Here is a 24,735-nt window from a genome sequence, read left to right as displayed (position 1 = left end):
GCGCCATCAGTGATAGCAACAACCACAACGCAATCGCTGTGCCAGGTTGCCGTGCTTCATAAAATAAGTATGTAAATCAATGGCTTATGTATCGATTCTGCTTGTGCAAGCGCGCATCGAGTCGACTAAGCCAGCCAGCGGCGCCTCGCGGACGGGTCAAAGTTGACTCGTTAGGTGTCAAGCTATTGAAATCAAAGAGAAAACCCGCGGGTCATTGTTGACCTGGCCGGGTCAGGAATGACCCGCCCGCTGGAGAGCGTCTGGTCCGTCAACGGAACTCCCTCCGTGATCCGCGTGCCGGCTCGACGTCGCATTGGAGACAGAGGGATACCTGTTCACATGGGATAGGCGCGATACGCGCGCCACCGGACAACTGTTGGTACGGTCATCACTGCAGCAACGTACCTGGCAGCGCGAAACCATGAAACAAGCGCTGGGTGAACGGGTTGTTGCTCTTGTCGGCAGTGATTCGGTAACGCATGCCGCCATCGTTCGCCGTAAAGCTGAGGTCGACGGTGGTGGCCGTTGCGCCGTTGAGTCGTGCCTGACTCAGCAGGCGGAATAGCGACCATGAGCCCTTGTAGACCAGGCTGCTGCTGTTGCCATCACCATTGACCAGGGTCATGCGGCTTTCTGGGCTACCGCCGAGCGTGTTGGGCCAGATGACACCGACGGTCTCGCTGGGCCCGTGGTTATAGGTGATAAGTTGTCCTTGAAGATTCAATACGCTGCTCCGCCGAGTGGGTGCCAGGCCAAGCGGCTCGAGTGTGAAATGCACGGCCATCGCACCGCGGCTGTTGAAGAACGCATCGCGGATCCGGTCGGCTGCCTCCAACTGCTTGGGCACATCGGTGCGCATCAGGTAGCCGCCTCGACGCTCCGAATAAAGGGCTTCCAGGTTGTCATCCAGGAACAGCTTCAGATACTTGTCCTTGAAGTCCTGCAACTTGCCTTGCGGCCCGAAGAAGGCAGTGAAATCCTCGACGGAGGCATCGGTGCGACTGTTCGGGTTGAACGGATAGTGGTTCGCCAGACGCTGGCTATAGAAGCTGAAGACCTCGGAATTCCAGCGCTTTTCGAGTTCGCGCAGCGCCTCGATCAGCAGCACGTCGGAGGATTCGTCAGCCAGCTTCTTCACCTGGCGATTGAGGGGTTCAGGCAGGCCGGTAGCCACCCGATGCAGATTGCCGATGGGATCGGTGCCGCGCAGCGCAAAGCGGTCCAGCATCACCGCCAGCGCCGCCTTTCCCCGGTCCGGACTGTCCTGTACCTTCACCAACACATCCTGGACGCTGCCGATAGCCTGCATCGTTTCGTCCAGATAGGAAGGCTTCTCGCCCTTGGCTTCAAGCAACGCCGTCAGCGGCGTGAATGCCTGAGCAATCTTGGCGATATCCTGGGCCTCGCTGTCAGGACCGCTCTTTGCCGCGGCGGCAGTGCCTTCGGTCCGCGTCGCATCAGACGTCGCTGCGGACGTCAGATTGGTGTTGTCGCGCACGGTTTCCAGAAGCCTGCGCAGGGGGGCCGCCGGGCTGTTGATTGCACCGAGTACGTTGGCTGCGGTGCCGATATCGTCGAAATTGGCGACCTCAAGTTGGTTGAGTCCGCGGCGCCAGTTCTCGATGAAGTCACGGCTGTACAGCGCACGAACACGCGCGACAAGCGCCTGCTTGTCTGCTTCCGAATAGTCGACATTGCGCCGTTCGCCCAGCACCCATTGGTCAATCACGGCCAGCGCGGCGACATCCTGATTGCGTGGCTCGAAGTAGTTCCGATAGCCCTTGGCGGTCAGCAGCGCGTCGATGCGCGTGCCCGGGTTTTCGCCACCCTCGGCTGCCGCGGTGGTGGATTGGTAGACGATGTCATAAGCCGGACCGATCTCATTGCGTAGATCCAGCGGTGTCCGCAGGACGTCGCCTGCCTGGCTGCGCATCGCCATGTAGATGCGCTGCGGCAAAGGAATCTGCCGCAATTGCTGCTGCACATCGGAAATCCGGGCGGCGTACTGCGGGAGCGACACATCGGCATACTTCAGCGCGTAATCGAGATGGCTCGACAAGGCGTGTTGCACTGGCGCTTCGCCGGGAAATGCTGCCTGCCACGCCTTTCTCATCCAGTCTTCCACGAAGGGGGCGCGGCGGTTGGCCCGATCCTCGATCATGCGATACACGCGAAGGGCGCTGAGTTGGGTATCCGAACCGTCCGCTGCGGCGTTCAGTTGCGTCATGACCCCGCCGGCCAATTGAGGCAGGAAGCGTGTCGAAAGCAAGCGCAGATAGGCTTCGTCCACCTTCGGGCCGATTTTGCGTCCTTGGTACAAACCCATGCCGGACACCAGCGGCCACGCTTCCCGGTAGTCGCCGTAGACGGCCACCGCATCGCGAAGCTGGTCCAGCGGCAGCAGCAGATTTCGTCCGGTCGGGTCCTGACCGCCGTCGATCGCATTGCTGGCGAACGTTCGGCTCTTCTCCAGCACACTTGCCACCTTCGCGCGGTTCACGTTGTAGTAGTGAGTCCAGCCGCCGATCACGACCGCGCTGCCCAGCGCCGCGACGCCGAAGCCCACGGCCAGATTCCGTTTCTTGTCGGCCAGCACCTTCAGATTGTCGCCGGCAAGGCCGGCTTCCGGGTAGATGACCCGCTGGAATACCTGCTGGGCAAAGTACACCATGGAACGCCCAGCCGGCTGTGCCATGGGTACCAGCGATCGCACACCGTAGGTTTGCGAGGCATTGTCGACGAAAGCGTTGTGCAGCAACCCCTGCTGGTGAACCGAAGAGAAATACACGCCTCGCGGCAAGGCGGGGGTGCCGTAGCGATCGCTGCCCAGTACATCGTCGAGGAAATTGAAAAGCACGGTGCGCATGCCGGCTATCTGTCCTACAAAGGAGAACAGCGCTTCGCGTATCGGCAGCGACTTCGCATCGTTCAACACATCGAAGACCTGATTGTTCAGGCCATCGATGAAGTCTGAGTAGCGCTGGCCGAGTTCTGTCTGCCAGGCGTCGTACTGCCGCGCGGAATCCAGTGTGAAGGTGAATCCGAAGATATCCTCCCGCTCCGCCTTCGGCAGTCTGGCGAAGAATTGCTCGAAACCCTCCAGCAGGTCGAATTTACTCAGGATGACATACAGTGGAGGACGCGTTCCAAGATGTCGGCTCAGTTCCGCCAGACGCGTACGCAACAGGACGGCCAGTGCCTTGCGCTCGCTGGCGCTCTGGCTCAACAGCGAGGGCAGGTCGACGATCAACACCACACCGTTGAGTGGTCGCCGCGAGCGGTTCTTGCCCAGCCAGTCGATCAGATGCTGCCAGAGGCGGGCCCGAGTCTCGGGCGGCTCCCCAAGCTGCTCGGGCGCCGGCGCTTCTTCAGCGTCGGTCGTCGATGCTGTCGCGGGAGCACTGTCCGAGTGTTCCCCTGCAGGAAACTGACTGATCAACTCGCCGGGCGGGTCAATCAATACGGCCTGGTCGCCCATCCACCAATCGGTCCGGTAGATCAGGTCGGGGTCGACGAACGTGCCATGACCACCAGCCTTGATCTCGCCCGTGAGTGAGAAGTTCTGGCCGCTACGGTTGATGAAGCTGGTCTTGCCGGCGTCTTCCTGCCCGAGCACGAGATACCACGGCAACTGATACAGGCCCTGGCGGCCTCGCAGGTGGGCGCGCAACACCGCCAGGTTGGCGTCCAGGGACTTCTCCTGGGCGCGGATATGCACAAGCACGGGGTCTTCCTTCACGGCACGGGCTTGCTGGCGCTCGGCCTCCAGCCGGCGGTTCCTGGCACGCAGTACCAGGGCCCAGGTCACCACGGGAACCATCAGCAGGGCAAGGGTCAGCCCGACCCGAGCGCCCAGGCTTGCCAGGGGATGCCGATCGCGCCAGGCCCACTGCGGCCCCAGCCACCAGATGGCTATCAACAGGAATAGCAGCCCCAGTACCAGCAGCAGTGGCATGCCGCCCTTGACCCAACGCAGTAGGGGGACGGCATATCGTTTGAGCAACGACCAGTATTTCATTTTTTCTCTCCTTGCGACTGGCTTCGTCTATGTTCGTTTTCCTGATGTGCCGGGACATGTTTGGCGAGGTGTTGGAACAGTTCAGGCTCCCATTGATCCACCGTGACGCCCTTCATCAACCGGCTGGCATTGGCATAGAGTTCTTCAGCCAGCCAATCCAAACCTCGCGACTTCAGCAGGTCAGCCGCAATCACGGTTGCGTGGCAACGATGACGCGGGCCGCTAGACGAGCCCTGGTGCGCCTGCAACCGGCGGAGCACCGGCTCGACGCCCTCGGTGTCCAACCGGCTGGCCAGTTCCTCGCGTAAATCCACGAACTCTTGCGGTGCGCCGGCATCGGCAGACCGTGCTTCGGCGCTGCCGATCCAACCCAAGGTGTCGCTGTCGACGAAGGGCCGGCCATCGGCGAAGTGCAGGTCGCTCAAGCCCGGAATGCGCAGCAGGAAGCGTTCGGCTGCGTGACGGATGGCCTCCGCCACGGCCGGCATTTCCAGACGGGCCGCCATGGCCGCCGCAAAGAAGCTGCCTCGCAGCCAATAGGGCGAGCTGGTCACGCTCTTTTCCACGCGCCGCAACAACACCGGGCTGACCGAATTGGTCGAGATTGCCTCGCGATAGCCCTCTTCGGTATCGACCGGCACGCACATCAGTTCCGTGAGCTGGTCGCGCTTCGCGGGCGGTGCCGCGCGCAGGTGCGCCCATAGCGCGAAGCGCCGCAATTGATAGCTGGTGGGGTCGTATATGTCCTGCTCGTTGATGAAATCCGCCATTGCCAACAGCGTTCGGCGCCCCTCGCGCTCATCGCTGGACTTCGGCATTTCGCTCGGCTGGAAGAAGGCGTCGCTCAGCGCGTGCCCACCTTGCTGACCGTCGCTCGGCTTGAGAACCACGGGCTCCGGGAACAAGGTGCTCTCGACATGCCGGTGCATCTGCGCTTCCAGCCGGGACAGCATCGATACATCCAACTGCGCAGCGACCGCTTTGGCCTGCAATCGGTCGAATGCCTGTTGTGCCTGATCCTGTAGCCCGGGGGTGTAGGTCTTCTGATCCAGCGTTTCCAGTGCCTGGCTCAGTCGCTCCGCCAGCAAGGTGACCAGCTTGCGTTTGGCCAGCAGACCACGCGGCCCGGGCTTCGGCTGGCCACTTTCCCAGTAGCGCTCGACCATGCCGGCCAGCACCAACGTTGCTTCTGTCCAGTGGGGCCAAGTGCGGGGGCGAAGGCGGGCCGTGACCAGATGCCCGGCCACGCGGAAGTGCTTGCATCGGGTGCTCAGGTATTGACGCGCGGCTTCATCGACATAAGACCAGTCGATACTGGCTTCCTGCAGACTGCCGAGCTTGATCATTTCGTGCTCGATGCCTTGATACGTTTCGTCTTCCTCATCGAATACACCGGCCGGCTGTTTGGCATCCAGCGGGCCTAGCAATGCGTCCAGATCCAGGTGAGGCAAGTTGATCACCAGTGACAGGCCTCACGCTGTTGTTTCATCAAGCTATGCAGATTGGTTGCATCGAACAGCAGCCCGGAGAACGGCGCGTAGTCGCTCTCGACCTGCAAGCGGCCGCCGGCCTTGACCAGGTATCGCAGTTGTTCGATGGCTACCAGGCCCCGCCCCGCGTCCACGACCGTGCCGTCTTCCAGTACCTGCCACGGCACCGAGGCCGAGATGGGTTGCCCGTCCAACAGCAGTCGGATGTTCATCCGGTTGGGCGTGATCGGCTGGCTCTCCAGCAACTGCAGACGCGAGATGTTCGACAGGCAACTGATCGCCAGGATCGGCGGCGCGGTGGCGCCGCCCAACGCCGGGGCGGACATCACCACGCTCCACCGTCCCGGTACAGCCTCCTCGGTGCGCGACAGCCGGAATCCCGTCTCGCCCGCGGCACGTTTCGCCTCGTTGAGGCGGACCAGTTCGACGATCGTTGGCGGTTTCGCCGGTTTCTGGCTGTCGGCCGCTGCCGGCGCCTCGTTCTGTTGCATGACCGGAGTCGCTGCGACCGGTGCTGGCGGCGTTCCCGCAAGCGCATCGAAGCAGGCCAGCCGCTCTATCGCGGACACAATGGAGGTACAGGTTTTCATGGCTGCTGGGGCCGCTGCAGACGGACCGGCGGCGGCCCCCTGTTTGCCGGCGTCACATCCGGCCACGAGCGCAGCACAAACCAGTGCGATGCTCAGTGATCTCATGGTGCAGAGTCCTCCTGAAAAATGTTCCAGCGCTGGCATCTACGCGCCAGCGTTCGTTTGGGAATGCCCAAACTCTGTGCGGCGAGCGCGCGCGAACCGTTTGCTTGTCGCAGGCGTTCGCTTATCAGGTGGCATTCGAAAGCCGCCAGCGCGCCGGGCAGGTCGTTGGTTTCCCAGAGATCGTGCAGCGGCATCGTCGCTGTGGCGGGGAGGGCTAGAGTTCGTGGGGCAGGGGGGCGCAGCTCGCGCAATGCCTGTGGCGCGATGGCTTTGCCGAGTTCGGTGCGCTCGGCTGCCACCAGTACGAGGTTACGCAGTTCTCGGACATTGCCTGGCAGCGGGTGCATCTGCAGCATGCGCAACGCCTCGGGGCTGATGCCGGGGATGTGTCTCTGTCGCTCGCGGTTGTATTGCAGCAGCACGTGCTCGGCCAGAACGGGAATATCCTCCGGACGCTCGCGCAGCGCAGGCACGTGCAGGCATTGCTGGCGGATGCGAAAGTACAGGTCCTCCCGAAAGCTCCCCTCGGCGATGCGTTGAAGCAATGGCTGGTGGGTCGCGCATATCAAGCGGAAATCGGAATAACGCTCCTGTGTCGCGCCCACAGGGCGGTACCTCTTCTCGTTCAGCACGCGCAGCAGCCGGCCCTGCAGTTCCAGCGGCATGTCGCCAATCTCATCGAGGAACAGTGTGCCGCCGTCGGCCTCCGCCACGAGCCCCGCGCGCGCCTGGCTGGCGCCGGTGAAGGCGCCTCGCTCGCTGCCGAACAGCTCCGCCTCGATCAGATCCTTGGGGATGGCCGCGCAGTTCACCGGCACGAACTTGCCTTGGCGGCTTCCTGCCTGGTGAATGAGCCAGGCCGCATGATCTTTGCCTGCGCCAGTTTCGCCGGTGACCAGAATGGCCAGGTTCGAATCCGTCATTCCCAGCATGTCGCTGCGCAGTTCGCGGACCGCCGGGCTCACGCCGACGAACTCCGCCGCCAATAGCCTGGCCGCTCGCTCGCGCGTGCGGGTATGCACCTGTGCACGCACCGCGTCGGCTGAGCGGGCCCGCGCCGCATCCCCCTGGTTCTGCTGAAGTCCGGAGAACAGGCGCTCATGGATTTGCAGCAGCGCCTGCCACAGCGCAGACTGGCGCAATGCGTGCAGTGCCAAGGGAGTGCCGAGCAGCGCCATGACCGCGAAGGCATGCTGATTGGTGTCGCGCAACGGCAGGATCCAGGCGCCGTCTCCAGGCATGAAGTGCTCGCGCAACCGCTCGAAAGCGCTGCCCACACCGACCATATCGGTGATGCGCTCGACCTCGCAGGGGTGGCCACTCACCAGGCTATAGACCAGGGGATTGTCCAACTCGTCCATATCCAGATCTGGCAGAGCAGACGCGTTTTCCGGCACGCAGGTCAGTGGCCGCAAGCAGTCACTCGTCTGATCCAGGCGATAGCACATCCCCAGTCGCAACAAGCCGCTATCCACGGCTGCATGCAGGATCACTGTTGCCAGCTCCTCGGGGTGTGCCGCCCAAGTCATGTCGCGCGCGATGCGCGCGACCTCGAGCGGATTCAGTTGCCGCGGTGACGTCATTCCACGACGGCCTCGAAGGCGCTGCCGCTCCACGACAGCTGGGCACGCCGGAAGGCTGCGCCCTCGGCGAGGCGCTGCAGGACGGACAAGGACAGCGGCGGCAACAACTCGCCGTCGATGCTCGCATCCAGCATGCGTGCACCGTTCTGGTGGCGGGTGCAGCGCTTGCGCAGTTCCTCGCTGGCGCTCGCGGACACCGACAAGGTGGCGTTATAGCGGTGGACGAACTGCGTCATCAGCCGTTGCAAGCGGCTTTCCACGATGTCCCCGAGCACGCGATCGTCCAGATAGCGATAGGGCACGACCTGCATTCTCGCCAGCAGTGCCGGCTTGAAGAATTGCGAGAGGCGCTCCCGAAGAGCGGCCTCGTCCTGGTCGGTCAGTTCGTCTTCCGGTTGATCGAATCCCAGGTTCGAGGTCAGGAAGAACAGCACATTCTTGCAGTCGATCAATCGCCCCTCGCCGTCGGCCAGCTCGCCTTTGTCGAAGGCCTGATAGAAGATGTTCAGCACGTCCGGGTGAGCCTTTTCGACCTCATCGAGCAGGACCACGGAATACGGCTGTTTGCGGATCGCCTCGGTCAGCACGCCCCCTTCGCCATAGCCGACGTATCCCGGCGGCGCGCCGAGCAGGCGTGACACGGTGTGCTTCTCCTGAAACTCGGACATGTTGATCGTCGTCAGGAACTGCTTGCCGCCGAACAGCGCATCGGCCAGGGCCAGGGCGGTTTCCGTCTTGCCCACGCCGCTGGGGCCTACCAGCAAGAAGGCGCCGAGCGGCGTGCCAGGCCGCCGGAGGTCTGCCATCGCGGTCAGCAGATGCCGGTGAATGTGCTCGATGGCGGCGTCCTGCCCCTTGACCCGTTCCCGTAGCGTCTCCGGCAAGCCTTCGAGGCGCGTCATCTGGTCGCTGCTTATGGTTGTCGCCGGAATGCCGGTCCAGTCAGCGATGACCTGCGCGACCTGCTCACGGCCTACCTCCGCGTGCAGCAGCGCGCCCGGGCGTTGCAGCGCCGCCAACTCCATCACCTTGGCGGATAGTTGTTCGGAGCGCTCATCATCGTCCGGGGCGTCGTCGGCCGCCAGCGACGACCGCAGCGTCCGGATTTCATCCACCAACGGCTTCTGGCGTGACCATGCGGTTTGCAACGCATCCATCTTGCGCTGAACCTCACGGCGCGCGTTGTCCAGTACCTCGAGCCGTTGCGCGTCAGTGTGCAGGCCGGCACGATGATCCCGTTGCAGCAGCGTCGACTCCGCGTCGATCTGCAAGAGTTCATGCTCCAGCACCCGACACTGCCTGGGCGACTCGGCAAGTGCGGTTGCCACCCGCGCGCACGCCGTGTCAAGCACGTCGACCGCCTTGTCGGGCAACTGCCGTCCCGACAAGTAGCGCGCCGAAAGCCGGGCAGCGGCCTGCAACGCTTCGTCGGAGATGTAGACCCCGTGAGCGCGCTCGTAGGTGTTCCGTAGCCCCCGCAGGATGTGGACGGCCGTCTCGGGGCTCGGTTCGTCGAGCTTGACCAGCTGGAAGCGTCGGCTAAGTGCCGCATCCTTCTCGAAGAATTTCTTGTATTCCGACCAGGTGGTGGCCGCGATCGTGCGGAGTTCTCCCCGGGCCAGCGCCGGCTTGAGCAGGTTGGCGCCGTCGCTGCCGCCCGCCGCATTGCCCGCACCGATCAGCGTGTGTGCTTCGTCGATGAACAGGATGATCGGCGTGGCGGCGGTCTTCACTTCGTCGATAACCGCTTTCAGCCGTTTCTCGAACTCGCCCTTGACCGACGCGCCGGCCTGTAGTGCGCCCAGGTCCAATCCCCACAGCGTGACGGAGCGCAGCGGCTCCGGCACGTGCCCCTGGGCGATGCGCAGTGCCAGGCCTTCGATGACCGCGCTTTTGCCAACGCCGGCATCGCCCACGACGATGGGGTTGTTCTTGCGGCGGCGCGACAGGATGTCGATCACCAGATCGATTTCTCCATCGCGGCACAGCACCGGGTCGAGGCGTCCCTCACGCGCCTGGGCGGTGAAATCATGGCCGTACCTGGCCAGCGCCGAATCGGTCGCCGCGACGATGGGTGACTGGACACGTTCCGACGCCTGGGGTGTTTCCGCCGAATTCGCGACCAACGACAGAAATTCCTTGCGCCAGGCTTCCCGGTTGACGCGGTCGAACAGACGCACGGCGGACAGCGGCAGATAGCGACCGGGGTTGAGCAATGCGGCCAGGAAGAGGCTGCCGCTACGGATTGCGTCCTGGTTCCATTCCAGCGAACCCAGCAGCCATGCCTCCTGCAACAGTTCGACCAGCAACGGCGAGAACGCGGGGTACTGCCCTCCCGTGGATGCCTGGTTCGGGAAGTTGGCTGATAGCGCCTGACGTACGGCACTCAGATCCAGCCCGGCCTGGCGCAATAGCAACCGGACATCCCCCAACGGTAGGTCCACCAGCTTGAGCAGCACATGCGGCACCGTGACTTCGGCGCCTTGCTGGCTGATGCAGAGGCTCGCGGCCTCTTCCAGGGCTTGTCGAGAGGGGGGATTCAAGCGGTCGAAGACTGCCGAGAGTTCAATTCGGATCATGAAGCACAGCCCATCAAGGATGGTTGGAAACGAGGCGTGCAACGTCAGGACCGAAGTTGCACGCAGATATATCAGCGGTGCGGGGAATGGTTGGCCCATTAAGGAAACACAATATTGCCAATTAGTAAATGAGAAATTTGTTGTCGTGTGTGCGGGGAATTATTAATAAGTGTCACATTTTTTCTGTCTCGTTATTTGGCGGTAATTTCGTGATTGATCTGATGGAAATTTCGGACAAATCTTATTGACGGTGCAATGGGGCAGGCTTAATTATTCAGGCGGGCCGCGTATGTCTGAATATGTCTGGTAAGCGCTTCTGGGAGCCATGTTTTCCGAGGGGCATGGAATATCTTGGGGCGATTCCCCAAGCAGATCTCGAACCAGGTTGGTCATGCTGCGGTTTACGGCTGAGAGCGAATTTCCAGCATCCTCAAGAGATAAGGATAAGGAGTAGTTATGGCGAAGAGCACGGCATCGGTAGCCCCGAAGGAACGAATCAATATCAAATATGTTCCGGCAACAGGTAATCAGCAGGCGGAGATCGAACTGCCTTTGAATATGCTGGTGATTGGTGATTTCAAGGGGCGCGAAGAAGAGACTGCTATTGAAGACAGGCCGGTGGTGCGTGTGGACAAGGACAACTTCAACGATGTGCTCGGCGAGGCGGGCGTGGCGTTGAAAACTGCCGTTCCCTTGCGCTTCGGAAATGCCAACGCTGACGACACGCTGACCGTCGACCTTCAGTTCAAGCACATCAGGGATTTCAATCCTGATTCAGTCGCCCAGCAGGTGCCCGAGTTGCGCAAGCTCCTGGAACTGCGCGAGGCGCTGGTAGCCCTCAAGGGGCCCATGGGTAACGTGCCCGCGTTCCGCAAGCAGTTGCAGGCCCTGCTCGGGGATGAGGCGGCGCGGAACAAGCTCGCGCAAGAGCTGAGCCAGGCGCTCAAGGGCTCGTCCGACTGACGCGCCTCCTGCGGCACATCACATCTTCCCATATCTCCGCGGCTTCAAGGAAACGAACATGAAAACCGAAAGCGCTGTCGCTCGGGCTGAAGCAGCCCAATCCCAGGGGCTGCTCGAACAGATCATGGCGCAGACGCGCATCGAGCCCAATCACGAGGGCTATGCCGTCGCCGAACGCGGCGTTGCTGCGTTTATTGCCGAAATGCTCAAGTCGGATGATCGAGAGCAGCCCATCAGCAAGCTGCTGGTGGACGGCATGATTGCCCGGATCGACGAGCAACTCACGGTCCAGATGGACGAGATTCTCCACGATCCGTCGTTCCAGAACCTGGAGTCCCACTGGCGCCAACTCAAGCTTCTGGTCGACAACACCGATACGCGCGAGAACATCAGGATCGGCTTCATGCATGTCGGCAAGGCCGAGTTGCTGGATGACTTCGAGGGAGCCGGCGATATCACCCGCAGCGGTCTCTACAAGCATGCCTACACGGCGGGTTATGGCCAGTTCGGCGGGGAGCCGGTGGGCTGCATGGTCAGCAGTTACACCTTTGGCCCTTCGGCGCCGGATATCAAGCTGCTTAGTTACGTGGCCGCGGTCGGCGCCATGGCCCACGCGCCGTTCCTGGGTGCTGCCGGTCCCGAGTTCCTGAATGTGGAAAGCTTCCAGGAGCTGCCCAACCTGAAGGAAATCAGCGACATCTTCGAAGGCCCTCGTTTCGCCAAATGGCGTAGCCTGCGCGAATCCGAGGATGCGCGCTACCTGGGGCTGACCATGCCGCGCTTCCTGCTGCGCCAGCCGTACGACCCGTCGGACAACCCGACGCGTACCTTTGTCTACCGCGAAGGTGTCGACGGTAGCCATGCCAACTACCTGTGGGGCAACACGTCGTTCCTGCTCGCCAACCGCATCACCGACAGCTTTGCCAAATACCGCTGGTGTCCGAACATCATCGGCCCGCTGTCCGGCGGGGCGGTGGATGATCTGCCAGTCCATCTGTATGAATCCCTCGGCCAGTTGCAGGCCAAGATTCCCACTGAAGTCCTGGTGTCGGACCGCCGCGAGTTCGAACTCGCCGAAGCCGGCTTTATCCCTCTGACCATGCGCAAGGACAGCGACAACGCTGCCTTCTTCTCCGCCAACTCGGTGCAAAAGCCCAAGCTCTTCCCGAAGACCGAGGAGGGCCAGGCCGCGCAAACGAACTACAAGCTCGGCACGCAACTGCCGTACATGTTTATCGTCAACCGGCTGGCGCACTACCTGAAGGTGCTGCAGCGCGAGCAAATCGGTAGCTGGAAGGAGCGCCAGGACCTTGAACGCGAGCTGAACAACTGGCTCAAGCAATACATCGCCGACCAGGAAAGCCCCTCGGCTGACGTGCGCAGCCGCCGCCCGCTGCGGGCGGCCCGCGTGATCGTGCAGGATGTGGCCGGCGATCCGGGCTGGTATCAGGTGTCGCTCGCGGTGCGTCCGCACTTCAAGTACATGGGTGCCAGCTTCGAATTGTCCCTTGTCGGCAGGCTCGACAAGGAATAACGAGAGCCCGGGCCATGCCGAGAACGCTCGGACAGGGAAGTTTGTTCGAGCGGCTCGATCCCGAGCTTGCGCCGCGACGTCTGCGGACGAGCCAGGATCTGGCCGCCGAACGCATCCAGGCTATCAAGCGGCATCTCGAGTGGGTACTCAATGCCCGGCAAGGTTGCTCGTCAAGCAGTCCCGAATTGGGGCTGCCCGATTTCAACGATGTCGCGGTCGGCAGCGCCGATCTGCGGCACCGTTTGGGCGAGCACATCCATGCCGTGGTCAGCGAGTTCGAGCCACGGGTCAAGGTGACCCGCGTTCAGCCACTCACGGATGCCATGCGCCCGATGGATTTGCACTTCCGGCTGCACTGCCTGGTGCCGGTTCGCAACGCACACGAAAGCATCGAGCTCGACCTGGTACTTCAGCATCACAACAGGATCGCGCGGTTCTCCTGACCCGCCGCGCGATCCTCAATGGAAAGTCGTTGCCATGACATTACGCCGCAAGTTCCGAGAAGAGCTCGACTACTTACGTCGCTTCGGCCGCGAGTTTTCCCGTGACAATCCGCAACTTTCCCGCTTCCTTGGAGGGGAGGGCGCGGACCCCGATGTCGAGCGTCTGCTCGAAGGATTCAGCTTCCTGACCGCCAAGCTGCGGCTAAAAATCGAAGACGATCTGCCTGAGCTGACTCACTCGATGCTGCAACTGCTGTGGCCGAACTACCTTCGGCCGCTGCCGAGCTCGACCATCATCTGCTTCGAGCCGGTCGAAACTGCGATCACGCAGCGGCAAACCGTGCCCAAGGGAACCGTCGTGTTGTCCCGCGCGGTCGATGGTGTCCAGTGCCGCTTTCGCACCTGTGCGGATGTTCACCTGTTGCCGCTCAAGATGACCCGGGTGAGCGATGCCCACTCGCGAGAAAAGTCGATCCTGACGGTCGAGTTGTCGTTCCTGACCGATAACCCGCCCAGCCTCATGGACTGCGACCAACTGGATTTCCAGCTCAGCGGCGATGACACCACGGCGCAGACCCTCTATCTCTGGTTGGCCCAGTACCTGGACAAGGTCAGGGTAGACCTTGACGGCAAGGCATTCTCCCTGCCCAACCGACAGGTCGAGTTTCCTGGTTTCGCCCAGGACGAAGCCTTGCTGCCGTATCCGAAAAACGCCTTCGACGGCTACCGGATATTGCAGGAGTACTTCGTTTTTCCCCAGCGCTTTCATTGTTTCCGGTTGAGCGGCTTGGCGCCGTTCTGGCCGTCCACCAGCCAGGAGACCGTCCGGATCGAGTTCCACTTCAGCCGGCCGATGCCACCGGGCATTCGCCTGCGCGATGGCGACCTTGCCCTGTATTGCACCCCCGCGGTCAACCTGTTCGCCCATGACGCCGAGCCGATCAGGATAGACGGCAAGGTCGCGCAACAGCCGGTTTATCCAGCAGGGCAGCGGCCGCAAGCCTACGAGATTTTCAGTATCGACGAAGTCCGGGGCTTGCGCCGCGACGCTGATGGGCGGCGTGGCGATCGGCTGCGTACCTTCCGGCCATTCGAGTCGATGGCGCACGAAGTCGAGCATGCCGAAGGTCGTACCGCGATCTACTACCGAACCCACATAGGCAACGCGCTTGACGGCAGTGGTCTCGACCACGCGGTTTCCTTCGTGCGCGCCGACGAAAGCGAGTATGTGGACCAGACCGAAACGGTTTCGCTGTCGATTACCTGCACCAATCGCGACCTTCCGCTTGCACTGGACGTGGGCGATATCTGCGAAGGATCGGAAAGGGCGCCATCCTACAGTCGTTGTCGCAACATCACGCGTCCGACGCCATCCTATCGCCCGGTGCTCGACGGCGATCTCCAGTGGAGCCTGATCTCCAACCTGTCGCTGAACTATCTGTCACTGCTCTCGGCCGAACCACTCAAGGCAGTCCTGCGAGCCTACGACTTCGCCGCGCTGCATGACATCCAGCATGCGCGGGCCAGCAGCAAGCGCCTGGCGGGCATCGGCGAGGCCGAGACCAAGCCGATGGACTGGCTCATGAAGGGGCTGCCCATCCGTGGCTTGAAGACGGTGCTGCACCTGGATCAAGACGCCTTTCTGTGCGAGGGGGACCTCTATCTGTTCGGCAGCGTGCTGAGCCACTTCCTGGCGCTCTACGCCAGCATCAATTCCTTCCATGTGCTGGAAGTCATCAACACCAGCAACAACGAGCACTACCAATGGCCATTGCAGATCGGCAAGCAACCCCTGATCTAGCCGTCGCCGATGCTGTGCTCGCCAGCGCGAAGGCCTACGACTTCTTCCGCTTGCTGGAGCAGTTGCATGCGCTGCACGGTGACGACCTGGAAGCGAGCGATCCGCTCGGGGATGCCCATTGGCGCATCCGCCTGAGCAGTTCGGCGGGACTGGCATTTCCGGCGTCGGACATCAGCTTCGCCGCGCGTATGCCCGACGGCTCGGCCAGCGACTACCAGATACAGGCCAACTTCTTCGGGCTGCACGGCTCTGACTCGCCGCTGCCGGGCTACTACCTGGACCGTCTGGCCTATGAACATGGGCAGGGTATCGGCATTCGTCCGGCCTTTCTCGACTTCTTTCACCACCGTCTGCTCACGCTGCTGCACCGGGCATGGCGCAAGTACCGCTATCACATCCGCTTCCGCAGCGAAGCCAGCGATGGCTTCTCCCGCTATGTATTTGCCCTCGTCGGCCTGGGCAACGACGACTTGCGCGGCGCGACACCGTTGCCCTGGAGCCGGCTGCTCAGTTTCGCCGGCTCCATCATCAACCGCAGCCGCTCCGCGTCGATGGTCGCGGGCATCGTGGCCGATTGCTTCGCGCTGAAATCCGTGCAGGTGCGCGAGTTCGAGGTTCGTTACGTCGACATCCCGTCAGATCAGCGCTTGTCGCTGGGCAAGCGCAATGGCGAGGTCGGCGGCAGCTTCGTGATCGGCAAGCGGGTGCGCGCCTGCCACAACAAATTCACCGTCGTCATCTCCGATCTCGACCAGGAGCGCTTCCGCCACTTCCTGCCCAGCGGGGAGGACTTCGCACGCCTGCGCAAGCTCATGGAATTCCTGCTGCGTGACCCGATGGCCTTCGACCTGGAACTGCGACTTCGCCCGGCGGAAGTCGAGTCCTTCAATCTGAGCAGGGAGCGCGGCTCGCAGCTTGGCTGGACCACTTTCGTCAACGGTGATGACGCCACTCGAACCCCCGTGCGTATCAAGGTGCGACTATGAACACGCCTACTCCTCCTACCAGCCAGACGTCGGCAGACACGCAGCGCCTCGAACTCAGCGTTGCCAATACCCATGCCCTGCGCGCCGGCAGCACTGCACGGCATCGCTTCGGCCACGCGGGCGGCACCATCGGCAGCCGCGGCGCCGACTGGCTGCTCGATGACGGTCAAGGCCAGGTGCAGGCGATTCACTGCGAGATCGCCTGGATCGACAACAGCTACTGCGTGCGCGACCAGAGTGGCGCCACCCGCGTCAACGACGCCGAGACACCGTTGCGGCGCGGCACGGCCGCGCGCCTGCGCGACGGCGACATGCTGCATATCGGCGCCTACCAGGTCACCGTCCATCTACAGACGTCCGAGCCGCATCTGTTCAACAGGCAGCCGCTGCAGCAGCGTTCGGTGGGTGAGTTGCTCAACGAGCCAAGCGCTGGCCTTCACCCGGTGGCCGACGCCGACAGGCTGCTGGACGCGGGGGTGCGCAAGCCCGATTTCAGCGCCTTCGATGACCTCGCGAGGGAGCATCGTCCCGCGGACGAACGCGACCCGCTGGCCGCCCTGGATGCCGAGCAACTGCGGCGTGAGCCGGGATTCGGCGTTGCCCCGCTGGACCCTACGAACTACGGACTCAGTCCGAGCCAGACGCAGGCCAACCACGCCCGTACTCGATTCGAAGCCGTGTCCGGCTCACCCAAGACCTTATCTGGAGAATCCACGATGCCGCAGTCCTACTCGCGAGCCGTCTCGACCGGCGACGCCAATGCCCTGATCCAACCCTTGGTGGAAGGGCTTGGGGCCTCGGTCGGCGTGGTCGATCCTCAGATGGGGCATGCACTGTTGCAGGAGATCGGCAGGACGTTGAGCGCGGTCATTCACGGTATCACTGCCTTGCAGCATGCCCAGGACGGCAAACGGCGCAATCTGGCACCGCTTGCCCGCACGCTCCAGCCCATCGAGGACAACCCGTTGCGCCTGGGGCTGGGCTACCCGGAGACCGTACGCGCATTGTTCTCCAGTGAGCGCAGCGTCGTGCACCTGTCGCCGTCCGCCGCCGTGGAGGAAAGCCTCGCCCAGGTTCAGCGGCACCAGGCCGCGCTGATCGAGGCCATTGAGGCCAGCCTCCAGGCCCTGTTGCGCGCCTTCTCGCCGGAGCAACTGCAGCAGCGTTTCCAGCGCTATCGGCCGGCCCAGGTCCAGCCATCCGACGGAGCCGACTGGAGCTGGCAGATGTACATCCACTACTACAACGAGCTGGCATCCTCGCGCCAGCAAGGCTTCGAGAAACTGTTCTGGGAAGTCTTTGAACAGGCCTATGACCGAGCGCTGCGCCAGGAGCCGCGATGAAGCGGCTCGTTTGCGCGCTGATGCCACTGCTGATGCTCACGGGATGCAGCACCGTCGGCAATGTTTTCAAGAAGACGGGGCAGGTGCTGATGGACCCATCCATCCAGGTGGGCGTCGATGATGACCAGCCGACCCAGATCGGCCTCAGCCTGTACGCCGACCACGACGTCAATCCCAATGGGCAGCATCAGGTGCCCGGGTTCGAGGCGACCGATGAGCAGGATGCGGAAGACGGCCCCTATGCGGTGCGTTTCGTCAGCGCCAACAAGCCCGAGCTCCTCGAAAACCTGCAACTGTTGCTCGAGCAACTGCGCACCGGCGCCGATGCTTCCGCCTTTGTCGCGAGGCCCGCGGCCGGTGTCGGTGCGCCGTCCGCGCGTCCGCGAGCCGGGCAGTCGAGCGAGCAGGTGATCGTGCCTCCATTGCCGAACGCGGGCATCGTCGGTCCGCAGGGCCTCGAACTGGGGCAGTACGACGCCAATGGTCGCCGTCACAGCTTTGCGCCGTCGACCGCCCGGTCGAGGTTGGCCAAGCCCCCCGGAACCCCCATCGCCTTCAAGGTCGTGCAACTCAGGGACGACTCCGTGCTGCTCAATGCAGACCCTGATCAACTGCGCAAAGACCTGAAGAAGACCCTGGGCAGCACTTACCTGGCCGCCGACGACTACCTGTTGTTGCCTGGACAGTTCAAATTCGTGCCCTTCAGCGAGGTCCGCGACGGCACGCGCTTCATCGCCGCAATTGCGGACTTCCACGATGGGAACGCGGTGGCCTGGAAGCAGGTCATGCCGATCGAGCCCAAGGGCCGCAAATATTCCTTGCTGGTCAAGTTGAGCGAAACGCGCGTGAGCCTGACGCGCGAGGGGCGACCCGCGCTACCCGCCACCCCCGTACCGGCTGCCTGCCCCGTGCCTGCCGCACCCATCGAGAAAACCGCCAGGCGGCCGCCTTCGAAGTTGCCGGCAGCGGCGGCTGTCCCGCCGCTGCCGGCGGAGCCGTTGCCTGCGGCTCCGGCGCTGCAGGCCGCTTCCAACCCATCCCGAATCCAGGTAACGCCATGACCTCACGCAACGCCGTTCTCTGGGGAGAAGGACTATTCGTCCAACCCCAGCACTTCCAGCAGCAGGCTCGAGCCGCCGAGTACCACGCCAACCAGCGCCTGAACAGCGTCAGCGACCATCTCTACGGCTTCAGCGAGCTGGAACTCAACCATGAGTACCTCGCCTTCGGCAAGGTGGCCATCGTGCGGGCGCGTGGCGTGATGCCCGACGGTACCGTCATCGACATTCCCGGCGAGCAGCCGGCGCCAGAGCCCCTGGCGATCACCGACGCCAGCGTGGCCAATCAGACGGTCTACCTTACGTTGCCGCTCAAGCAGGACAGCGGCCTCGAAGTCCGCTGGCCCGATACGTATGCCAACACGCGCTACGTGGCCCGCACGGAGGCTGTGCGCGACACGCACAGCCTCGAAGGCGACCACCAGCCGGTGGACCTCGTTGTCCCAAACCTTCAGTTCGCACTGGAGCAGCAGGATCGCAGCGCCTTCACCGGCATCGCCATGTGCCGCATTCTCGACCGCCGCCCGGACGGTAGCCTGGTGCTGGACGACAACGGGTTCTATCCCACCAGCCTGTCCGTGAACGCCATCGCGCCGCTGCATCGCTTCGTCGGCGAGGTGGCCGGTCTGATGCGCGAGCGGGCCAAGAACATCGCGGAACGCATCGGCTCCGCAGGGCAGTCGGGCGTGGCCGACATCACGGACTTCAACCTGCTGCAAGTCATCAACCGCCTGCAGCCCTGGTTCAGCTACCTGTCGCGCAAGCGGCATGTGCATCCCGAGGATCTCTACGTAGCCTTCATCCAGGCCTGCGGTGAATTGGTGACCTTCACCGACGAGGGCCGTCTGCCACAGGAGTACCCGACCTATCAGCACGATGATCCGCGCGCGTCTTTCCGCATCCTCATGGATACCCTGCGGCGGACGCTGAGCACCGTGCTCCAGCCCCGCGCGGTGTCGCTGCCGATTATCGAGCAGCGCTACGGTTCGCTGACTGCGGAGGTGCGTGATCGCACGCTGATCGAAGGTGCGGAATTCGTGCTCGCCGTGCGTGCGCGGATGTCCGCGGACGACCTGCGTCAGTTGTTCGTCCAGCAAGCCAAGGTCACCTCCATGGAGCGCCTCGGCGAACTGGTCAGTCTGCAACTGCCCGGCATCCCGCTCAAGCAGTTGCACGTGGCGCCTCGCTATCTGCCGTATCACGCCGGTTTCATCTATTTCGAACTCGATCGGACGCATCCGGCGTGGCAGGTCATGACGCAACAGACATCCGGCTTCGGCTTCCACGTCGCCGGCGACTTCCCTGAACTGGAAATGCAGTTCTGGGCCATCCGGAGCCAATGACATGACCACGACCGTTCCCCTCGACGACCCGCGCACGCTGCGTTCGCGCCCGGCTCCCGGCCATGCCGCCGCGGACGAGCTCAGCAAGACTGTCGGCTACCAGCGAATCGAACAGCTCAACGGCGACCCGGACCTGAGTTTCCAGTTGCGCGGCCATGGCTGGAATCCTCTGGTGGACGGCGCGCAGCCGCTGCTGGGCCTGGTGATTCGCCTGCGCCGGCTGGAACGCTGCGACGACATCGGCAAGCTCTATCAAACCGTGCGTGACCAGATCAGCGCGCTGGACGAGGAAATCCGCCAGCACAGCTATGACAGCGCCACTCAACTGGCTTTCCGTTATGCGTTGTGCGCCTTCATCGACGAGGCCGTCATGGCTACCCCTTGGGGCGGCTCCGATTCGGTATGGGCCAAGCGCTCGCTGCTCAGCCACTTCCATAACGAAACCTGGGGCGGCGAGAAATTCTTCACCGTGCTCACCCGCATGCTCGTGGAGCCTGCCAAGTACCGCGACGTACTGGAATTCAAGTACCTCTGCCTGTGTCTGGGCTTCACCGGAAAGTACGGTGTGCGTAACAACCGGGATGAGTCGCTCAACAACATCATCGACCGATTGCACCACGTGTTGCGCGGTTTGCGTGGCGACGTCCCGGAAAAGCTCACCGATGGCGGCCGGAATATCGCCACACGCCGCTACCGGCTCGGTGGGCAACTGCCGTGGTGGACGCCTTGGGCCTGCGCGCTGGTGCTGCTGTCCGGCGCGTATGCCTACTTCAGCGTTCAGTTGGACAGCAGCACCGGGCAGGTGCTGCGCGCGCTGGACGCCACCCTCAAGCGCTAGTTCCAGGCACCCCAAGGAGGATCGCCATGGTCACGAAGTGGAACCGTTATGGCGGTATCAAGACGAATGACGTCGATATCGAAACGCACCTCGCGGCTGGCGTCATGGCGGCCCACGGGTTCTGGATGGCGCGCTACGCCGAGCGCAAGCAATGGCTGCGCCATTGGCAGCGCGTGCAGGTCAGCCACTGTCTGACTGATTTTCTACCGGGAGATCGAACGCCACTTGCGGCGGTCCATTCCGGTGACTTTTCTACCGATTGAGGAGTACACCCATGCCTCGACAATCCGATATGCGCTTCACCTTCAAGGCGGGGGGCCTCGAGTTCGATGTGGTTTCGTTCGAGCTGGAGGAAGGGCTGAGCCAGCCGTTCATGCTGTCGGCCGACCTGACCAGCACCGATCCGTCGATCGACTTCTCGGCCGTCCTCGATCAGCCCGCGCAGCTCACCATCTGGCGCGCCGACCAGCCCGTGCGCTACGTCCACGGCCTGGTCAGTGATTTCGAACAAGGGGAAACCGGCTTTCGCCGCACCCGCTACCGTGCCGTGGTTGAGCCCAAACTTGCGCGCACCGGCCTGTGCGCGGACTGGCGCATCTTCCAACGGCAGAGCGTGCCGGACATTCTGTCTGCAGTGCTCAAGGAACACGAGATCACCGACTACGAACAGTTGGTGACCGAGACGCATCTGCCGCGTGAATATTGCGTCCAGGCAGGTGACAGCGACTTGCATTTCCTTGCCCGGCTGGCTGCGGAAGAGGGTTTTTATTACGCCTTTTCCTTTGCCGATGCCAGCCACCACCTGGTGCATGGAGACAATCTCTACATCTTCGGCTCCATCGACGGCGGCCCGGTCGAATACAACGCCACGCCAGGCGGCGATCAGCCCACGCCGGCGCTGCGCCGCTTCCGCTACAGCGAGCGCGTGCGCACTGCGCGGCAAACCCAGCGCGACTACACCTTCAAGCACCCGGCCTATAACCAGGAGCATCAACACGACGGCGCGCAGCTCGACCATCAGGGCAAGGACTACGAGGTCTACCATTTCCCCGGCCGCTACAAGGAAGACGCGGCGGGGCAGCCCTTCACGCGGACCCGCCTGCTCGGGCTGCGCGGCGACGCCCGTACCGCAGAAGTGGAAGGCGACGACGCGCGCCTGGTGCCCGGCCTAGCCTTCGACCTCACCGGTCATCCGCGCGCCGACCTCAACCGCGGCTGGCGGCCCCTGCGCATCAAGCATCGCGGCGTGCAGCACACCAGCCAGGCCGAGGAAAGCGCAGACGCGGAACTGGGCACTCACTACAGCTACACCGCCGAGCTGATTCCCGATGATGTGGAATGGCGTCCTCAGCCGATAGCCAAACCGCGCATCGACGGCCCGCAGGTCGCCATCGTCGTCGGCCCGCCGGGCGAGGAAATCCACTGCGACGAGTGGGGCCGGGTCAAGGTCCAGTTCACCTGGGACCGGCAGGGCAAGTCCGACGAGCACAGCTCCTGCTGGATCCGCGTTTCGCAGAACTGGGCCGGTGCCACCTGGGGACACATGGCCATCCCGCGTATCGGCCAGGAAGTGCTGGTGGGCAATATCGACGGCGATTGCGACCAGCCTTTGATTATCGGCAGGACCTACATGGCCCTGCAGTTGCCGCCGTACGAGCTGCCGCGGCACAACATCCTCAGCACGATCAAAAGCAAGGAGCACAAGGCCGGCCGCAACAATGAACTGCTGTTCGACGACACGAATGGCGAGATCAGCGCCACACTGCGCAGCGACCAGGGGGCCAGCGCCCTCAACCTGGGCTACCTGGTCCATCCGCGTCCGGGCGGCGGCAAAGCGCGCGGCAAGGGCTTCGAGCTGCGCACCGACGAGCACGGCGCCGTGCGCGCCGGCTCCGGCCTGCTGTTGACCACCGAGCCGCGCCCCCACGCCAGCGAGCACCACAAGGACCTCAAGGAGACCGCCGCCCGTCTGGACGTGGCTGGCGAGCAGCAGGAGGGCTTCGGCACCCAGGCCCGCGAAGTACAGGCGCAGGAAACGGGCGACCAGGATGCGGTTGCCAAGGCCCTGAAAAAGCAGCACCAGGGCATCCTCGGCAGTGGTCGAGGCGACCCGGCCAGCAACAACTTTCCCGAGTTCGCGCAGCCGTACGTCGTCGTCGCCAGCCCGGTGGGTATTGCCACCAGCACGCCTGGCTCGACCCATATCGCTAGCGGCGAACACATTGCGCTCAGCAGTACGGAACACATCAGCCTGACCAGCGGCAGGCGGCTGCTCGCCAGCGCCAGCCGTGGCATGCGTTTGTTTGTGCAGAGCCTGGGCTATCGCCTGGTGGCCGCGGCGGGGGACATCGATATCCGCGCGCTGAAAGACAGCATCAACCTGCTGGCCAAGCTCAACATCACCCACACCGCTGACCGCATCACGCTGAACGCCAAGACGGAACTGGTCATCAACGGCGGTGGCAGCGCAACCGTCTACAACGCGGGTGGGATTACCCACCAGACCAGCGGCCGTTATACCGGCCACGCGGCCCAGTTCAGCTACACCGGCCCGAAAAATCGTGCTGCCAGCTTCCCGGCGCCGCCCAAGCCCAGCGAGGGCAATCTGGAACTGTTCAATCGATACGCCAACCAGCGCGGTATCAAGGGCGGCGGTTTCGAAGTGGAAGATGCGCTCGGAAAAGTGTTCAAGGGCACGCTCGACGTCGCAGGCCAGAGCGTCGTGTCCGGCGCGGCGCCGGGGCCCGCCAAGCTGCGCTTCGGCATGGACCCGGCCGATACCTGGTCAGAGGGCAGCTACGTTGGGATGCCCACATGGCCGGTGAACCCGACTCGCGCGCCGACGGAACAGGCCCAGTCTTTCGCCGGTTCGGCAGGTCAGGGCGGCACAACGCCGCCCCTGGCCAAGTCCCTGACCGGTGCCGCCGCGCCTGCCTCGGGACCTGGCCGGTGGGTCACGATCGACAACGACTACCACGGCATCAAGAACACCGGGGTCATGTTCATCAACCGCCTGACCTCCATGGGCGACGAAGGGCGCCTGTTTGGCTCTGACGGCAAGGACTACATGAACACGACGCGGGACAAGATCCAGCAGTGGAAGCCGCTGCCGAAGAATGCCGACCCGTGGCTCAAGGACAACTCGGCCATCCGCGCCTACGGCGAGACGCGAAAAATCAAACAACGCTATCTCGAAGGCGACGACGCCTGGGCGATCGGCGGCAAGTCCTGGCACTGGCAACCGACCACCGCAGACGAAGTCTTCGAAACCAAGGGAGTGAAACCATGAGCGAGCCCCGCCTGTTACCGAAGAACACCTATGCCGATGGCACCGGGATCGGCCATCGCAGCCATGAAGTCGAAGATGCTCACGGCCGATGTTTCAAGGGCACCCTCGATGTAAACGGTCAGGTCGATACCTTTGCATCCGACAGTTACCGAGGGGTTCGGCAATGGCCGGCGCCACCCACACCGACAGTCTCTCGCTGCGCCGAGGCGTTGGCGGCGATTGCCATGAAAAGGGAAACGCCATGAAGCGAGGCATCTTCCTCTTCTGGGGGCTTCTTGATCTGTTCTACCTGGTTCACTTTGTTTGGATCAACGTCGCCAATGGCCGCATTCCGATTGTCACAGACCTCCAGGTTTTAGGCCAATCGGAGCAGCCACCTTGGTTCGTTGTTCTGTGGATGGGGTTGTCGCTGTTGCTCTTGCTATCCATTGTGGCATCGGCCTTCCTGTTCCTGTTGCGCCGCCCGGCAGCCCGGCGGCTGGCCTATGCGCAAGAGCCGCTGCGCCTGCTTCTGGCGGTGCCTTCGCTCTCGTTCATCCCTTGGCTGCTAACGCATTTCGGTATCACCAGCCTGGTTCTCAACATCACGCTGCTGCTCGGCTCCGAAGCGCTGAAGATCATCAGCCTCTACGCAACCAGACGCTACCGGTAGCCCCGACACCACCATTCAGTAGTGAACAAAGATTAACACTGAGCATACCGCCGCTGGGACAGGGCGGTCTGTTCCACCACACGCCACGAGTACGTTATGGACAGCACCCCTCCGCAGAAA

The 24,735-nt window shown here is 63.0% G+C and carries 18 protein-coding genes; 13 read left to right on the top strand and 5 right to left on the bottom strand.

Translation table 11 applies throughout. From position 1 onward, the window contains the following. Positions 1-388: 388 nt before the first annotated feature. Genes tssM through tssH form a run of 5 tightly spaced genes read right to left on the bottom strand, consistent with a single transcriptional unit; the run spans position 389 to position 10,365 of the window. Positions 389-4,018 carry a type VI secretion system membrane subunit TssM gene (gene tssM, locus WS75_RS21510; RefSeq protein ID WP_059682955.1) on the bottom strand — a complete coding sequence of 1,210 codons (3,630 nt, stop codon included), beginning with the start codon at positions 4,016-4,018 and terminating at the stop codon, positions 389-391. Further along, on the bottom strand, positions 4,015-5,469 hold the full coding sequence (tssA, locus tag WS75_RS21505; RefSeq protein ID WP_218919280.1) for a type VI secretion system protein TssA: 1,455 nt from the start codon (positions 5,467-5,469) through the stop codon (positions 4,015-4,017). The genes tssM and tssA overlap by 4 nt, the downstream gene beginning before the upstream one ends. Positions 5,470-5,474: 5 nt before the next feature. Beyond that, the gene (gene vasI / locus WS75_RS21500; protein ID WP_218919279.1) at positions 5,475-6,203 is read right to left on the bottom strand and encodes a type VI secretion system-associated protein VasI; all 729 of its coding nucleotides are present in this window, start codon (positions 6,201-6,203) and stop codon (positions 5,475-5,477) included. Continuing rightward, positions 6,200-7,786 carry a sigma-54 interaction domain-containing protein gene (locus WS75_RS21495; protein WP_059682948.1) on the bottom strand — a complete coding sequence of 529 codons (1,587 nt, stop codon included), beginning with the start codon at positions 7,784-7,786 and terminating at the stop codon, positions 6,200-6,202. Before WS75_RS21495 ends, vasI begins: the two co-directional genes overlap by 4 nt. Further along, positions 7,783-10,365, bottom strand: coding sequence for a type VI secretion system ATPase TssH (gene tssH / locus WS75_RS21490; RefSeq protein WP_059682967.1), 2,583 nt, complete (start codon positions 10,363-10,365; stop codon positions 7,783-7,785). The genes WS75_RS21495 and tssH overlap by 4 nt, the downstream gene beginning before the upstream one ends. A 456-nt stretch (positions 10,366-10,821) precedes the next feature. Between tssH and tssB the strand changes: the two genes are divergently transcribed. The 13 genes from tssB to WS75_RS21430 are packed head-to-tail and all read left to right on the top strand — an operon-like array spanning position 10,822 to position 24,615. After that, the gene (tssB, locus tag WS75_RS21485; RefSeq protein WP_059682946.1) at positions 10,822-11,328 is read left to right on the top strand and encodes a type VI secretion system contractile sheath small subunit; all 507 of its coding nucleotides are present in this window, start codon (positions 10,822-10,824) and stop codon (positions 11,326-11,328) included. A 58-nt stretch (positions 11,329-11,386) separates the two neighbouring features. Then, a complete protein-coding gene (gene tssC, locus WS75_RS21480; RefSeq protein ID WP_059682944.1) occupies positions 11,387-12,862 on the top strand; it encodes a type VI secretion system contractile sheath large subunit in 1,476 nt (491 codons plus the stop codon). A 14-nt stretch (positions 12,863-12,876) separates the two neighbouring features. Further along, a complete protein-coding gene (gene tssE / locus WS75_RS32585) occupies positions 12,877-13,305 on the top strand; it encodes a type VI secretion system baseplate subunit TssE (protein ID WP_082729686.1) in 429 nt (142 codons plus the stop codon). A gap of 34 nt (positions 13,306-13,339) precedes the next feature. Then, entirely contained in the window at positions 13,340-15,106 is a 1,767-nt protein-coding gene (gene tssF, locus WS75_RS21470; protein ID WP_059682940.1) for a type VI secretion system baseplate subunit TssF, read from the top strand. After that, positions 15,070-16,092, top strand: a complete 1,023-nt coding sequence (gene tssG / locus WS75_RS21465; RefSeq protein ID WP_059682938.1) for a type VI secretion system baseplate subunit TssG — start codon at positions 15,070-15,072, stop codon at positions 16,090-16,092. The genes tssF and tssG overlap by 37 nt, the downstream gene beginning before the upstream one ends. Then, entirely contained in the window at positions 16,089-17,435 is a 1,347-nt protein-coding gene (gene tagH, locus WS75_RS21460) for a type VI secretion system-associated FHA domain protein TagH (protein ID WP_059682937.1), read from the top strand. The genes tssG and tagH overlap by 4 nt, the downstream gene beginning before the upstream one ends. After that, entirely contained in the window at positions 17,432-18,496 is a 1,065-nt protein-coding gene (gene tssJ / locus WS75_RS21455; protein ID WP_059682935.1) for a type VI secretion system lipoprotein TssJ, read from the top strand. The genes tagH and tssJ overlap by 4 nt, the downstream gene beginning before the upstream one ends. Next, positions 18,493-19,836, top strand: coding sequence for a type VI secretion system baseplate subunit TssK (gene tssK, locus WS75_RS21450; RefSeq protein ID WP_059682933.1), 1,344 nt, complete (start codon positions 18,493-18,495; stop codon positions 19,834-19,836). Before tssJ ends, tssK begins: the two co-directional genes overlap by 4 nt. A 1-nt stretch (position 19,837) precedes the next feature. Continuing rightward, positions 19,838-20,674 (top strand): type IVB secretion system protein IcmH/DotU, encoded by an 837-nt coding sequence (gene icmH / locus WS75_RS21445; protein WP_059682931.1) that lies wholly within the window; start codon positions 19,838-19,840, stop codon positions 20,672-20,674. A gap of 26 nt (positions 20,675-20,700) precedes the next feature. Continuing rightward, positions 20,701-20,937, top strand: a complete 237-nt coding sequence (locus WS75_RS21440) for a hypothetical protein (RefSeq protein WP_059682929.1) — start codon at positions 20,701-20,703, stop codon at positions 20,935-20,937. An 11-nt stretch (positions 20,938-20,948) separates the two neighbouring features. Beyond that, positions 20,949-23,963, top strand: a complete 3,015-nt coding sequence (locus WS75_RS21435; RefSeq protein ID WP_082729685.1) for a type VI secretion system Vgr family protein — start codon at positions 20,949-20,951, stop codon at positions 23,961-23,963. Then, entirely contained in the window at positions 23,960-24,208 is a 249-nt protein-coding gene (locus WS75_RS33745) for a hypothetical protein (RefSeq protein WP_156429842.1), read from the top strand. The genes WS75_RS21435 and WS75_RS33745 overlap by 4 nt, the downstream gene beginning before the upstream one ends. Then, complete coding sequence (locus WS75_RS21430; protein WP_156429841.1) at positions 24,205-24,615, top strand: hypothetical protein; 411 nt, start codon at positions 24,205-24,207, stop codon at positions 24,613-24,615. Before WS75_RS33745 ends, WS75_RS21430 begins: the two co-directional genes overlap by 4 nt. Positions 24,616-24,735: the final 120 nt, after the last annotated feature.

Source organism: Burkholderia sp. FL-7-2-10-S1-D7 (assembly GCF_001524185.1).
Lineage (GTDB): Bacteria > Pseudomonadota > Gammaproteobacteria > Burkholderiales > Burkholderiaceae > Burkholderia > Burkholderia diffusa.
Note: the sequence above shows the minus strand (reverse complement) of the source record. Positions and strands in the feature narration are given on the sequence as shown.

Excerpts from the sequence above, each read along its gene's own strand:
- tssM (WP_059682955.1), bottom strand. The coding sequence starts at position 4,018 with ATGAAATACTGGTCGTTGCTCAAACGATATGCCGTCCCCCTACTGCGT.
- vasI (WP_218919279.1), bottom strand. The coding sequence starts at position 6,203 with ATGAGATCACTGAGCATCGCACTGGTTTGTGCTGCGCTCGTGGCCGGA.
- WS75_RS21495 (WP_059682948.1), bottom strand. The coding sequence starts at position 7,786 with ATGACGTCACCGCGGCAACTGAATCCGCTCGAGGTCGCGCGCATCGCG.
- tssH (WP_059682967.1), bottom strand. The coding sequence starts at position 10,365 with ATGATCCGAATTGAACTCTCGGCAGTCTTCGACCGCTTGAATCCCCCC.
- tssB (WP_059682946.1), top strand. The coding sequence starts at position 10,822 with ATGGCGAAGAGCACGGCATCGGTAGCCCCGAAGGAACGAATCAATATC.
- tssC (WP_059682944.1), top strand. The coding sequence starts at position 11,387 with ATGAAAACCGAAAGCGCTGTCGCTCGGGCTGAAGCAGCCCAATCCCAG.
- tssE (WP_082729686.1), top strand. The coding sequence starts at position 12,877 with ATGCCGAGAACGCTCGGACAGGGAAGTTTGTTCGAGCGGCTCGATCCC.
- tssF (WP_059682940.1), top strand. The coding sequence starts at position 13,340 with ATGACATTACGCCGCAAGTTCCGAGAAGAGCTCGACTACTTACGTCGC.
- tssG (WP_059682938.1), top strand. The coding sequence starts at position 15,070 with ATGGCCATTGCAGATCGGCAAGCAACCCCTGATCTAGCCGTCGCCGAT.
- tagH (WP_059682937.1), top strand. The coding sequence starts at position 16,089 with ATGAACACGCCTACTCCTCCTACCAGCCAGACGTCGGCAGACACGCAG.
- tssJ (WP_059682935.1), top strand. The coding sequence starts at position 17,432 with ATGAAGCGGCTCGTTTGCGCGCTGATGCCACTGCTGATGCTCACGGGA.
- tssK (WP_059682933.1), top strand. The coding sequence starts at position 18,493 with ATGACCTCACGCAACGCCGTTCTCTGGGGAGAAGGACTATTCGTCCAA.
- icmH (WP_059682931.1), top strand. The coding sequence starts at position 19,838 with ATGACCACGACCGTTCCCCTCGACGACCCGCGCACGCTGCGTTCGCGC.
- WS75_RS21440 (WP_059682929.1), top strand. The coding sequence starts at position 20,701 with ATGGTCACGAAGTGGAACCGTTATGGCGGTATCAAGACGAATGACGTC.
- WS75_RS21435 (WP_082729685.1), top strand. The coding sequence starts at position 20,949 with ATGCCTCGACAATCCGATATGCGCTTCACCTTCAAGGCGGGGGGCCTC.
- WS75_RS33745 (WP_156429842.1), top strand. The coding sequence starts at position 23,960 with ATGAGCGAGCCCCGCCTGTTACCGAAGAACACCTATGCCGATGGCACC.
- WS75_RS21430 (WP_156429841.1), top strand. The coding sequence starts at position 24,205 with ATGAAGCGAGGCATCTTCCTCTTCTGGGGGCTTCTTGATCTGTTCTAC.